The sequence below is a fragment of the Kosakonia sp. MH5 genome (assembly GCF_009935945.1).
Classification (GTDB): domain Bacteria; phylum Pseudomonadota; class Gammaproteobacteria; order Enterobacterales; family Enterobacteriaceae; genus Kosakonia; species Kosakonia radicincitans.
In genome coordinates this window covers 277759-290135 of the sequence record NZ_QODH01000001.1, presented here as the reverse complement: position 1 = coordinate 290135, position 12377 = coordinate 277759, and the positions used below count along the sequence as shown (strand labels likewise).

Annotated in this window: 11 protein-coding genes; 7 read left to right on the top strand and 4 right to left on the bottom strand. The window is 54.5% G+C overall.

Annotated features, from left to right (window positions below; all coding sequences use genetic code 11):
- Window positions 1–21 precede the first annotated feature (21 nt).
- The 3 genes from DK872_RS01435 to DK872_RS01425 all read right to left on the bottom strand — a co-directional run bounded on the left by DK872_RS01435 (window position 22) and on the right by DK872_RS01425 (window position 2829).
- Window positions 22–825, bottom strand: a complete 804-nt coding sequence (locus tag DK872_RS01435) for a pyrroline-5-carboxylate reductase (RefSeq protein ID WP_161517965.1) — start codon at window positions 823–825, stop codon at window positions 22–24.
- Window positions 822–2006 carry a M20 aminoacylase family protein gene (locus DK872_RS01430; RefSeq protein WP_161517964.1) on the bottom strand — a complete coding sequence of 395 codons (1185 nt, stop codon included), beginning with the start codon at window positions 2004–2006 and terminating at the stop codon, window positions 822–824. The genes DK872_RS01435 and DK872_RS01430 overlap by 4 nt, the downstream gene beginning before the upstream one ends.
- Before the next feature lie 121 nt (window positions 2007–2127).
- A complete protein-coding gene (locus DK872_RS01425; protein ID WP_007374552.1) occupies window positions 2128–2829 on the bottom strand; it encodes a GntR family transcriptional regulator in 702 nt (233 codons plus the stop codon).
- Window positions 2830–3374: 545 nt separating this feature from the next.
- On the opposite strand from DK872_RS01425, the gene DK872_RS01420 reads away from it, so the two are divergent.
- The 6 genes from DK872_RS01420 to DK872_RS01395 are packed head-to-tail and all read left to right on the top strand — an operon-like array spanning window position 3375 to window position 8692.
- Window positions 3375–4502, top strand: a complete 1128-nt coding sequence (locus DK872_RS01420) for an ABC transporter substrate-binding protein (protein WP_007374554.1) — start codon at window positions 3375–3377, stop codon at window positions 4500–4502.
- Between the two features lie 48 nt (window positions 4503–4550).
- The gene (locus tag DK872_RS01415; RefSeq protein ID WP_007374555.1) at window positions 4551–5444 is read left to right on the top strand and encodes a branched-chain amino acid ABC transporter permease; all 894 of its coding nucleotides are present in this window, start codon (window positions 4551–4553) and stop codon (window positions 5442–5444) included.
- Window positions 5437–6324, top strand: a complete 888-nt coding sequence (locus tag DK872_RS01410) for a branched-chain amino acid ABC transporter permease (protein ID WP_007374556.1) — start codon at window positions 5437–5439, stop codon at window positions 6322–6324. The genes DK872_RS01415 and DK872_RS01410 overlap by 8 nt, the downstream gene beginning before the upstream one ends.
- On the top strand, window positions 6321–7100 hold the full coding sequence (locus DK872_RS01405; RefSeq protein ID WP_007374557.1) for an ABC transporter ATP-binding protein: 780 nt from the start codon (window positions 6321–6323) through the stop codon (window positions 7098–7100). Before DK872_RS01410 ends, DK872_RS01405 begins: the two co-directional genes overlap by 4 nt.
- Window positions 7097–7816 (top strand): ABC transporter ATP-binding protein, encoded by a 720-nt coding sequence (locus DK872_RS01400; RefSeq protein ID WP_007374558.1) that lies wholly within the window; start codon window positions 7097–7099, stop codon window positions 7814–7816. The genes DK872_RS01405 and DK872_RS01400 overlap by 4 nt, the downstream gene beginning before the upstream one ends.
- Window positions 7817–7849: 33 nt before the next feature.
- Window positions 7850–8692: a VOC family protein gene (locus DK872_RS01395; RefSeq protein WP_007374559.1), complete on the top strand. Its 843-nt coding sequence runs from the start codon at window positions 7850–7852 to the stop codon at window positions 8690–8692.
- A 164-nt stretch (window positions 8693–8856) separates the two neighbouring features.
- Here DK872_RS01395 and DK872_RS01390 read toward each other — a convergent pair whose 3' ends face one another.
- Window positions 8857–9096, bottom strand: a complete 240-nt coding sequence (locus DK872_RS01390) for a DinI family protein (protein ID WP_007374560.1) — start codon at window positions 9094–9096, stop codon at window positions 8857–8859.
- A gap of 742 nt (window positions 9097–9838) precedes the next feature.
- Between DK872_RS01390 and dosP the strand changes: the two genes are divergently transcribed.
- Entirely contained in the window at window positions 9839–12274 is a 2436-nt protein-coding gene (dosP, locus tag DK872_RS01385) for an oxygen-sensing cyclic-di-GMP phosphodiesterase DosP (protein ID WP_161518145.1), read from the top strand.
- Window positions 12275–12377 lie beyond the last annotated feature (103 nt).

The following is a 12377-nucleotide window of genomic DNA, read 5'->3' as shown; positions in this document are numbered from 1 at the left end:
CAACCTTGTTAAAAAGTAGCGTTATTTTTGACCGGAAAGCTCCGTTGTACGACGTACCGCAGCCAGAACGCTGCTTTGCAGGCCAGCGGCGAAATCACTTTTATTCAACTCGTATAAGCCATTAATGCCGACACCCGCCGGAGAGTTATTAATATCCATCAGTTGGCGCGGATGGCGTCCGGATAACTTAAGCATTTCAACCGCGCCGACCAGGTTTTCCCACACCACCTGCGTGGACTGCGTGCGGGTTAACCCGGCAAGAACACCGGCGTCAGCCAGCGCTTCGACAAAGTAATAGACATAATTGACGCCAGCGACAGCAAAACCGGTGAAGACGTCAATCAGCCGTTCTTCCAGCACCATCACCTTGCCGAAACTTTCGAGGAACGGCATGACGGAGGCGCTGTTGACATAAGCATTAAACGCCACGCCGCTGTAGCCCAGCCCGGTATCCGTCAGCGTATTCGGGATGATCCGCGTAATCGGGCGCGACTCGCCCAGCATTACGGACAGTTGAGCCAGCGTTACGCCAGCAATAATAGAAATGACCGACGCCTGTGGCGCCGCATGCTGCTTGATCAGTTGTGCGACACCGGCAATATCGTCCTGCGGACGAACCCCCATCACGATGTGATCCGCTGCGGCCAGCGCATCGGGTAAATCTTGTGTATTGCTCAACTGATAGCGCGTTTTCAGCGTTTCAATTCGCGTCGGATCAATATCCGATAAGCTGACCTGATCCGGGTTTAATGCGCCGCGTTTTAAGGCGGCACGCAGAATCGCTTCGGTCATTTGACCGGCACCAATAAAGTGGATATGGCTCATAGTGAATCCTCGGAAGTAACAGAAACAGGGCACAATGACCTCTCCACCAGCGATACCCAAAGACCGATGCCAGGCGCGATAAGTTGGTCATTAAAATCGTAATGTGGGTTATGTAACGCCGCGCCAGGCGTTGGGCCATCGGCCCCCAGCCACAGATAAGCGCCCGGACAGGCTTCCAGAAAATAGGCGAAATCTTCTGCCGCCATGGATGGCGAGAGCTGTGTGTGGACCTGCGTGATCCCGGGGACATGGCGTGCGGCATCCGCCAGAATTTTTGCCTGTTGCGCATGGTTGACAGTTACCGGGTAACCATATTCCCAGCGAATGCTGCCACTGACGCCAAACGGCCCGGTGAGTTGTTCAACATACTCCGCCATCAGGGTCTGGCAGCGCGCTCTGGCGGCCTGGCTCAGGCAACGCAGCGTGCCGGACAAGTGCATTGTCTGCGGAACGACATTTATTGCTTCTCCGGCCTGCAGTTGCGTCACGCTGATCACGGCGCTGTCCAGCGGTGAGAGGCGGCGTGTGGTGATCGTTTGCAATGCGGTAATCAGGTGCGCACCGGCCAGCACCGGATCGGCACCTTTTTCCGGCATCGCTGCATGGCATCCCACGCCAGTCAGCGTGATAAAAAAATTGTCCTGCGAAGCCATCATCGGGCCTGCGCTCACGGCCACTTCTCCCACCGGAAGCCCCGGCCAGTTGTGCAGCGCATAAACCGCAGAAACGGGAAAGCGCGTAAAGATCCCTTCTTCCACCATCAAACGCCCGCCGCCGGCATTCTCTTCCGCAGGCTGAAAAATAAAGTACACCGTACCGTTGAATGCCCTGGTCTGGCTGAGATAGCGCGCCGCACCCAGTAGAATGGCAGTATGTCCGTCATGTCCACAGGCGTGCATCGTGCCAGGCGAGGTTGAGCACCAGTCAACAACATTGTTTTCCTGGATGGGTAAGGCATCAATATCAGCGCGAAGGGCTATTGCCAGTCCCTCGCCATTGCGAAGAACACCAATCACGCCAGTGCCTGCGATGCCGGTATGCACTTCAAGATCATATTCGCGCAGCAGGCTGCTGATTTTCGCGGACGTATGAAACTCTTGTAAGCCAATCTCCGGGCGCGCGTGGATCTCACGTCGCCAGATAATCGCCTGTTGAATAATCTCTTCGGGAATGGAGCGCATATTTCCTCTACATTTTCCCGGCGCAATGCCGCAGCATAACGCTGTGAATGGATTACCGGAACGCGTAATGCCCTCTGGTAGCTGATTAAATTATCGTTGTGACCCTGACGGAAAGAGCGTCTCAGGGCTTGCCAAAATAGATCCTCGCAAGCCCTTCTTTTGTCACTTCAACCGCGTGCTCGGCACTCAATGAAATATGTTGCTCAATCAGTACCACGCCTTTTTCTATATCCCGCTGACGTAAAGCCGCGATAATTTCGACATGCTCGTCATAGGCATTGTTCCGGCGTACGGGGGTTTCGAGATCGATGCGCCGGAAAAAACGGCTTAGCGAATTCAGGCTGTCGAGCATTTCATAGAGCCGGCTGTTATGGGAAATACGGGCTATTTCCATGTGGAAACGCTCATCGATTTCCGCGATCTTCGCCCAGTCCTGTTCGGTTTGCGCCGGGCGATGCTGGCTCACTTCCTCCCAGATAGCCGTGGTCGCAGCGATCTCTTCATCGGTTGCCCGCAGGCAGGCGAAACGAAAGGTCGATTGCTCTATCACCATTCGCACTTCATACAGTTCGCGGACACCTTCCGGCGTCAGGTCGCGGGAGTAAAAACCCCGGTTGGGTACAAAGTTCATAAAGCCGTCTTTCGCCAGACGGTTCAGCGCTTCCCGCACCGGGGTACGCGAGACGCCCAGTTGTGCCGCAAGCTCAACTTCATTCACCCGTTCGCCGGGACGAAAGTGGTAATCAATCGCCAGGCCTTTCACTTTCTCGTAGACCTTTTCCACACTGTCAGCGCTACGGGATTTCTTTTTAATAGCAACCACATTATCCCCTTAATTTACCGCACACTCAGCACGAAAATAAAAATGCTGTACAGGTTATTTCACGTAATATTTTTATAGATAGCACAGCGAAAAAAACAACTCAACACAAAAGTGAATACACTTTCGTTTCATTTTAATGTTACTGATTTATAAGTTGTTTTATATTATTTGTTGTCGTTGGTTCTTTCCGCACCATTTTACGGCAGCATTGCACCAAAATGACTCAAAGTGTATTCACTTTTGCACGCACATGTTTTTATCAACCACAGTAAAAAACGAAAATGAAAGTTTCATGATGCGATTTTCATTATTTTCGATTCCCTTGTATTTATTCGGGAATTTGCATTTGTCTCGCCTGAAATAAGCACCTGATGTCGGGAACATCCAGGCTCCCTGGCATCGTCTTTGCTTAATGCACAAGTGTATGCACTTATATATTCACTTTAGTGCGCGCTTATTGGCATTACCAGACAGGCTTGTGCACGTTTGCGCAGGCGACAAAACACCGGCCTCAGAAGCCGGCAACAGCAAACCGGAGAACCAACATGAAAAATCGTTTTGGGCAGGGCATGACGCTGTCAACACTGGCAGGTATGACGTTGTTAGGTCTGGCGCACACGGCGCAGGCCGATGTGAACATTGGCGCGATTTTGCCCTTAACCGGCACCAGCGCCAGCATTGGTGAAGATCAGCGTCGTGGTATGGAACTGGCGGTTGAACAGGTCAATGCCCAGGGCGGCGTTAATGGTCAGCCATTACATGTGATCGTGGAAGATTCCGCCGAAAGCCCGGTAACAGGCCTGAATGCCGTACGTAAGTTAACCCAGGTTAACCATGTCCCTTTAGTAATGGGCAGTTTTTCCTCCAGCGTCACCATCCCGATTGGGCAATATCTGGTGAAGAATAACCTGTTGCACATCAATATTTCCGGCACCAGCACCGATATCCGCAAAATCGGTGCTACCTCCTGGAGCGTTATTGGCCTGGATTCCCTTTCCGCGAGCTTCTCGGCACAAGATGTGCGCCAGCTCGGTTACAGCAAAGTGGCCTTTATCGCCCCGGATGGCGCTTACGGTCAGGGGATGGCGGAGCAATTCACCAAAGCGTTTGAAAAAGAGGGCGGCAAAGTGGTCGCCAAAGTGCTCTATACCAGCGGTCAGCCTTCTTATCGCCGCGAGCTGGAGCAAATCTCCCGCGCCCATCCGCAAGCCTATGTCTATACCAGTTACGGCCAGGATGCCATTGTGCTGAACCGCGAGGCCTGGGAGCTGGGTCTGAATAAAACGCCCTGGTATGGCATGTATTTAACCATGGCCATTGAAGGTTCCCCGGCGCAGTACACCAACGGACAGGTTGGTATGGAAGTCGCGGGTATTGACCAGAAAGCGGCGAGCGGCAATGGCGCAAATTATGCTGAGCTGTACCAGCAAAAATTCCATGAGAAACCTCGCTCCGTGTACGGCAGCTATGCCTGGGATAGCGTGATGCTGGCGGCGGCAGCGATTAATAAAGCGCACAGTGCCGATCCGGCAGCCATGATCGCGGCAATGAAAACCGTTGCGCCTGGCTTTACGGGTATTACCGGCACATTAAATCTCGACGCCGATAACCAGCGTCAGTCCCAGCCGTACCTGAAAGTGAAAGCGTTTAATGGCGTACCGGTTCCCCGGTAACGAGCCGCTTTATTTTGCCAGTTCACGCTACATCATCGGGGAAAAACCATGCTGCAGTTTTTGATTGATACATTGATTCGCACCGCGGATTTGTCGCTGGTCGCGCTGGGATTAAGCCTGGTTTACGGGCTGGTACGGTTCGCCAATATCGCCCATATGCAATATGCCATGGTCGGTTCATTTATTACCGCCGCCGGGCTGCGCCTTGGCATGCCGCTGTCACTGGCAATCGTGTTTTCGGCAATAGTCTGCGGCATGTTGTCCATGATGTTGCATCACTGGGTGTACCAGCCGCTGCTGAAAAGCGGCACCGCTAACGCCATGATTGGCTCGCTGGCGGTATCTATGGTGCTGATTGCACTGGTTCTCGGGGTTGAGGGATCGGCCCCGGTGAATTATTCCCTGCCAGTGGGCGCGCTCTTGCAGGTTGGCGACACCCGCATCTCTTCCGACGAACTCTGGAGCCTTGGCGTCACGATTTCGCTGGTGGTGATGTTCAGCCTGCTGCTGTTTCGCACGCCGCAAGGCCGCGCTATCCGTGCGCTGGCCAGTAACCGGGATCTGGCGGCAGCCTCCGGGTTAAATGCCAGTGCCATTATCCACACCGTCAACCTGGTGGCCGGAATGCTGGCCGCCGTGGGAGGCAGCATGCTGGCAATGAACGCCAGCGCATGGGTTAACCAGGGCAATGATCTGATGTTGCCGGTACTCGCCGCCGCCATTCTCGGCGGGTTGGGAAATCCAATGGGCGCCATTTTTGGCGCGCTCCTTATCGCTGTAACCGAAACCCTCGTGACCAACATCGACTGGAGCTGGCTGTTCGGCGGCGATTTATTGTTTATCCCGGTGACCTGGGTGAACGCCTCATCGTTTGTGATTCTGCTGCTGGCGCTGTTGCTGCGTCCTTATGGCCTGTTTAACCGGGAGGTCCGCCGTGTCTGAGTTTTTACTGCATATCCTTTGCCTTGCCGGGATTTATGCCATCGTCGCGCTTGCCCTGAATTTACAGGCAGGTTACGCCGGTTTGCTGAATTTCGGTCATATCGTGTTTGTCGGAACCGGCGCTTATGCCATTGGTCTGGGAAGCAATTTTGGCTTGCCGCTGTGGCTGGTGATCCCGGCCGGGTTACTGTGTGCCATTGTTATCAGCGCGCTGATGACGCTGCTGGGCCGTCAGCTCACGGCGGATTACTGGGGCATTGCCACGCTGGCGCTGGCTGAAATCATCCGCATTGCGGTCGTCAATGAAGACCATCTGACAGGTGGCGCGCAGGGGATTGGCGGGCTGTCCGCGCCCTGGTCAACCGGCGATACCATCACCGATACACGTATCTTCGCGGTCATTATCCTGCTCAGCGTCATCATCGCCACGCTCGCCAGCCTGCGGATCGGCGCCAGCCGGTTTGGCCGGGCGCTGCGCCTGATGCGCGAGCAACCTCAATTAGCGATCTGTATGGGCTATGCGCTGCCGTGGCTGAAATGCCGGGCGTTAATGAGCAGCGCGGTGATGTGCTGTCTGGCTGGCATGCTGCTGGCCTGGTACACCGACTATGTCAGCCCGGATTATTTGCTCTCTTCGGAAACCTTTCTTATCTGGAGCATGGTGATGATCGGCGGTATTGGCAATGTGCGCGGCGTGCTGCTGGGCGTGTTGCTGGTGGAAGGGCTGTATAACTTTATCCCCTTTGCAAAAGACTATTTCCACATCAGCTCAGACCTGACCGGCGCTCTGCGCCTGGGGTTGGTGGGTCTGGCTTTATTACTCTGTCTGCTCACCCGCCCAGGCGGCCTGTTACCGGAAAAATTAAGGACTTTATCATGAGCCGTTTGCTTGAAGTGGCTGATGTCAGCAAAGCCTTTGGCGGCAACCAGGTACTGACATCCGTATCATTTACGCTGGAGAAGGGCGAAATTCTTGGTCTGCTGGGGCCGAATGGTTCCGGTAAAAGCACGCTGCTTAACACCATTTCCGGGTTTACCCGGCCGGATGGCGGCAACATCACATTTGATGGCCGCTCCATTGCTTGCCAGCCCAGCCACCGGATCATCCAGGCAGGCATTGCGCGTACCTTCCAGCTACCGGTCATGCCGGAAAAGATGAGCGTTATGGAAGTCGTGATGACGGCGGGCACTCGCCAGCACGGTTTATTCAACGGTCTGCTGGGGCTGGCTTCCGGGCGTAAAGCTGAACAGGAAGACAGAGCCCGCGCCCGCGAATTACTGGATATCTTGTTATTAACCAAAGTGAAAGACCTGCCTGCTGCGGCACTTTCCGGCGGACAGAAAAAATTGCTGGGCATTGCCTGTGCGCTGATGGGCAAACCGACGCTTCTGATGCTGGATGAGCCGATGGCCGGCGTGCACCCGAAATTACGCCAGGAACTGGTGGAAACGCTGGTCAGCCTGAGCCGTCAGGGCATTTCACTTTTGGTCATCGAGCACGACATGCATTTTATCAACACTTTGTGCCAGCGCTGCATTGTGCTGGATCGCGGGCAGATTGTCGCCAGTTGCCGCCCGGACGAACTGGCGCAGAACCAGCAGGTGCTGGAGGCTTATCTTGGGCACAGCACCGCAACATTGCAGGAGGCCGTATGATTACCCTCGAAAACGTGGTCGCCGGTTATACCCCGGGGATTGATATTCTGCATGGTATTTCATTGCACGTTGAACAGGCGGAAATCGTGACGCTGCTGGGGCCAAATGGCTGCGGCAAATCTACCCTGCTGAAGTCGATTGCCGGTTTTGTCTCCCCGCGCGAAGGGCGGGTTGAAATCGATGGCCGGGAAACGGCAAAAATTCCGGTGCACCGCAAAATCCGCGAATGCGCACTCGGATTTGTCCCGCAACTGGACAATGTCTTCAACAATCTGACCGTGGCAGAAAACCTGCAAACCGGGGGGCAGTTTTTACCGCCCGGCCAGCGTAAGCAGCGGATGGCGCAACTGGCGGAACATTACCCGGTATTACATAAAAAGTGGCAATCGCCCGCGTCCGCGCTTTCCGGCGGTGAGCGACAAATCCTCGCGCTCGCCCGCGCACTGATGCCCGAACCGGCGGTACTGCTGCTTGATGAACCCTCGGCCGGGCTGTCACCGAAAATGCTGACGGAAGTGTTTAGCGCCATACAAACCATTCGCCGCCAGGAAAAAGTGACCATTTTGATGGTCGAGCAGAATGCCATGGAGGCACTGCACATTTCCGACCGGGCTTACGTACTGGCGCTGGGGAAAGTGGCGATGGAGGGCAGTGCGCGGGATCTGCTGGACGACCCCCGTATGCGCGAGCTCTATTTTGGCGGTCGTGCCGCCTGACAGGATCAATAAAAAGAGCAGAAGGAATACACCATGCCGATTACCCCGGTTATCGATCACGCGGTGATTAATGTTGATGAAGAGCTGGATCAGGCCCAATCCCTGTTCCAGCGGATGGGATTTCAGCTCAGTACGCGGGGGCACCATTCGATGGGCTCCAGCAACCATCTGGCCATCTTTGCCGATAACTATCTGGAACTTTTAGGTTATGAACCTGCCAGGCAGACAGACTCGCGAGGTTTATGGAACGTTGCGCCAGGCCTTGCCGGACTGGTCTGGAAAACTCGCGATGCACATGCGGTATGGCACCATCTACAGCAATGCCAACTCGATGGCGAACCACCGACCCGCTTCTTCCGCCCGGTGATACTGCCGGACGGCAGTCAGACTGAGGCCCGGTTCTGTATCTCGCGGGTCCGCGCCAGCGCCCTGGCATACGGCTTCAGTTTTTTCTGTGAACATCAGACGCCGCAAGCTGTCTGGCAGCCCGCCTGGCAAGTACATCCTAATGGCGTACAGGCGCTGTCCGCGTTCGTTATTGCCTCGCCGCAACCTGAAGAGACGCTGGCGCTGTATCGTCAGTTATTCAGTACAGAGGCCCGTGCGGAAGATAGCGGCGGCTATGTGCTTGATTCAGGAACGTGCTGCCTGCGTATTATCACGCATCAACAAGCCAGCCTGGAGTTTGCGCTGCCGCCTGTTGCTGCGCAGGCACCAGCGAAAATGGTGGCGCTCTGCTTTCAGGTGGCCTCACTGGAGCAGCTCAGGCGCTGCCTTAGCCAGGGCGATATTCAGTGGCGCGAGCAGGGCCGCCAAGTGCTGGTGATGCAGCAGCAGGCACAATGGCTGGCGATGCGTTTTGCGGAAAAAGCATAGAGGGGAGTGCTGAAAACGAAGGAGGAGCAGGACGTGAAGTGAATATTCGCTGGCCGCTTCTCCTGGTGTACTTCAGGTATTACCGATTTCAGCCCGGCTGCACGTTCTGGCAGCCGGCAGATTTCGGCGCAAATTCAGAGGGCGTCATCCACGATGGCACTGCCTTACTCCGCCACCAGCCACATATCCGCTTCTTCAAACATTTCCTCGAGCATCCGGTTCAGCTTTTCCCGGTCGTTTTTACTGGCATCGCTGTTCAGCCCGTTGGCCTGCATGGGTTTTACCCGGACATCGGCATCAGGAAACAGACGGTGAACACGCCGGGTAAGTTCCTCAAGGATAATTTCCCTGGCGCCGGAAAGCCCTTCAACATTGCGTTTGTCATAGACCAGTTCAACGAACATTAACCATTCCTGTGTGTGAATTAATAGCGCAGTATTTATACTGTATAAAACACCAGTAATCAACAATGAAAGTGAGAGGGGAAGGGCAGAAGGTATTTTGTGGGATAGCGATCGGTTATTCCGCGCTATTTCTGCGCGCAATGGGTGAAAAACAGTCGCGGCATTTGCTGTATATCACCGTGAGTCCTTTTCAGGACTCACGGTTTTATGGTCGATTCTGAGCGGGAATTTTGGGTGGAGATCAGGTGGGCTGTACGGTTTTTTTCTTTTTAAAGTTTTCGTCATTAATCACAAACTGGAATGCATCGAGAATCAGCCCCGATATTCTGAGAATATCTTCCATTTATCACCTGTAGCTTCAGAGAATGTAGCTTCTTCAAATTATTACTATTTTGGTGGATAAAGCCGCCGTGCAGCATCCCCTCTCGCCGATCGTGAAAGCGCAGCGTTTGCCAACCACATGATTAAAAAAAGAGAGTGCAATATCTGATTTTGCCCGTGCCGGGCCACTATTGGCACGATCGAATGGCATACACTGAACTGAGTAGCGAAAGCGAAGGCCCCTTTGTGCTTGTTCACCAGGAAGGCTTACGCCAGTACAGTCCGGAAATATGTCGAAATAGCCTGGAAGCGCAGTGACTGTAACTGGTTGATGATGCCGGTTCGTACATATCTTTCTTCACCGCAGGTATAACGGTGTTGAACAGTGGGAAGCCGCATGTTTAATCATTTGAAAAAACGAATGCACCAGTACAGGAAACCGGCGGTGCCGCCATGGCAGGGGGAAGATATTCTGTTTGCTGCTCTTGAGCAGAATATGATGGCTGCCGTGTTGATTGATGAGCAAGACAGGGTGATGTTTTACAATCGCGCGGCAGAAAGACTGTGGGGCTACAGCCGTGACGATGTGCTCGGACAAAGTGTCTCCATTCTGATTCCGCATGACCTGAAGGCCGCGCATCCTGGCTTTATTCGCCATCATCGCGAGGGCGGAGATTCACGCGTTGAAGGGATGAGCCGGGAATTGCAACTGGAGCGAAAGGACGGCAAGAGGATCTGGACGCGCTTTTCCCTTTCCCGGGTCGTGAACGCAGGAAAAGTCTGTTACCTCGCGCTGGCGCGTGACGCCACTCTGGAGGTGGAACAGCGGGAACAGACGCGTTTGCTGCTGCTGGCTGTTGACCATATCAGCAAACCGGTGATCGTGCTGGATACCGGACGGCGTATTGTTCAGGCGAACCGGGCTTTTACGGAGGCGTTTGGCCTGAGCGTAAGCCAGGCGGCAGGGAAACGCCTGGATAACATACTCAACATTCCCGATGCTCCGCCGGATAACCGGCAGCGTCTGCAAAACCTGTTGCGCAAGAACGAGCGTGACCAGAATGAGTTTCAGGCGCTTGCCAGCACTGGCGAAAACGTCTGGTTCAGCGCCACCCTCAGCCCGGTTCTTGCCAAAAATGGTCAGTTGCAGAATCTGGTGATGACCTTTTCTGATATCACTGAAGATCGCAAGATCCGCGAACTTGAACGAGCGTTGCTTTCCGCGATGCGCAGCAACCTGCCGATCGCTGAAATGGGCGAAATCATCTGCCGTAATATCGTCGCCGTGCTGGGACAGGCACACGCTTCTCTGAAAACCCTGCAAAATAATGTTCCGCAACACTGGGCGTCCAGCGCCGAAAAACTCGACAGCCCGGGAGTCATGTCGCGCGCGGTGACGATTCGCCGTCGTGACGGCGTTGCCGCAGGCATCCTGGCGATCGACACCGTGGCAGGCAAGGAAAACAGAGCCTTTACTGAGCGTGTCGCCGATATTAGCCAGCACCTGGCCGCGCTGGTACTGGAGCAGGAAAACAGCCGCCAGCAGATTGAACATCTGATTAAATTCGATCCGCTAACCGGGCTGCCTAACCGCAGTCATCTGCAAGAGCATCTCGATCAACAACTGGCGACAGCGGAGACGAAAGCGCCGGTGGTGTTGATGATGACGGTTGATCATTTCCAGGACGTCATTGATGCGCAAGGGTATAGCGCCGCTGAGCAGATCCTCTCAATCGTGGCTAACCGTCTGCACAATAACCTCGGAACGGGTCAGTATCTGAGCAAAATAGAGGGGCAACAGTTTGTGCTGGTGGATAGCGAAAATGACGTCAGCAGCATGACACGAGTTGTGGAAACGCTCGAAAACGCCGTTAGTGAACCCATTAGCTTCAATAACACGACGCTTTCATTGACGCTGAGTATCGGTATCAGCCATGAAGCAGGTAAAGATCGCGACTGGCTGCTGTCCACTGCGCACAGCGCCATGGATCATATTTACCGCAGCGGCGGTAACGGCTGGCAGTTCTTCAATGAGGAGCTTAACCGCGCTGCAACGGAGCGTCTGCTTCTGGGGGCGGCGCTGAAGCGCGCCGTTGCGGAAAATCGCCTGCGGCTGGTATTTCAGCCGCAGATCAATATCGCCACGAGTCAATTATATGGTTTTGAGGCGCTGGCAAGATGGTGGGATCCTGAACACGGAGATGTGCCGCCTGCTCGGTTTATACCGCTGGCGGAAGAGGTGGGAGAAATCGAAAATATCGGCGTCTGGGTGTTGCGCGAGGCGTGCCGCCAACTGGCGCAGTGGCGCAAAACCTGGCCGGATTTTCCTGCGCTTTCTGTCAATTTGTCGGCCATTCACTTTCACAATATCCAGCTTCCCGTGCAGGTACTGCAAGCGATCAACGAGTTTGCCATCCCCGGTGAAATGCTGACGCTGGAAATTACCGAAAGTATGGTCATGGCGCCGGATGATGAGCTATCAACGCGTTTTCAGGCACTGCGCGATATGGGCGTCGGTCTGTCGGTTGATGATTTCGGGACGGGGTTTTCCGGGCTTTCCCGGCTGGTCACGCTGCCGGTGACCGAAATTAAAATTGATAAAAGCTTTGTCGATGGTTGCCTGACGGATAACCGGAGCCGTTCGCTGCTGGAGGCGATAACCAGCATCGGGCAGAGCTTTGGCATGACGGTGGTGGCAGAGGGCGTTGAAACCCACGAACAGTTACAGCTCCTGCGGCATATCGGGTGTCCGGTGGTCCAGGGCTACTATTTTTCCAGACCGATGCCTCCTGAAGAGGTTCCCGAGTGGTATTCAACGACCTTCCCCAGGCTTATCGCGCAAGAGGCGCAGCCCTGAAACGCCGTTTTTTGCTGAAATAACCGCAACGCTTTTGTTTCTGCGGCTCCCCTTGTAGCATATGTCGCGAATTTTATTGTGGTTGCAGCGTTAGCTCTAAGGA

Excerpts from the sequence above, each read along its gene's own strand:
- DK872_RS01435 (WP_161517965.1), bottom strand. The coding sequence starts at position 825 with ATGAGCCATATCCACTTTATTGGTGCCGGTCAAATGACCGAAGCGATT.
- DK872_RS01430 (WP_161517964.1), bottom strand. The coding sequence starts at position 2,006 with ATGCGCTCCATTCCCGAAGAGATTATTCAACAGGCGATTATCTGGCGA.
- DK872_RS01420 (WP_007374554.1), top strand. The coding sequence starts at position 3,375 with ATGAAAAATCGTTTTGGGCAGGGCATGACGCTGTCAACACTGGCAGGT.
- DK872_RS01415 (WP_007374555.1), top strand. The coding sequence starts at position 4,551 with ATGCTGCAGTTTTTGATTGATACATTGATTCGCACCGCGGATTTGTCG.
- DK872_RS01405 (WP_007374557.1), top strand. The coding sequence starts at position 6,321 with ATGAGCCGTTTGCTTGAAGTGGCTGATGTCAGCAAAGCCTTTGGCGGC.
- DK872_RS01400 (WP_007374558.1), top strand. The coding sequence starts at position 7,097 with ATGATTACCCTCGAAAACGTGGTCGCCGGTTATACCCCGGGGATTGAT.
- DK872_RS01395 (WP_007374559.1), top strand. The coding sequence starts at position 7,850 with ATGCCGATTACCCCGGTTATCGATCACGCGGTGATTAATGTTGATGAA.
- DK872_RS01390 (WP_007374560.1), bottom strand. The coding sequence starts at position 9,096 with ATGTTCGTTGAACTGGTCTATGACAAACGCAATGTTGAAGGGCTTTCC.
- dosP (WP_161518145.1), top strand. The coding sequence starts at position 9,839 with ATGCACCAGTACAGGAAACCGGCGGTGCCGCCATGGCAGGGGGAAGAT.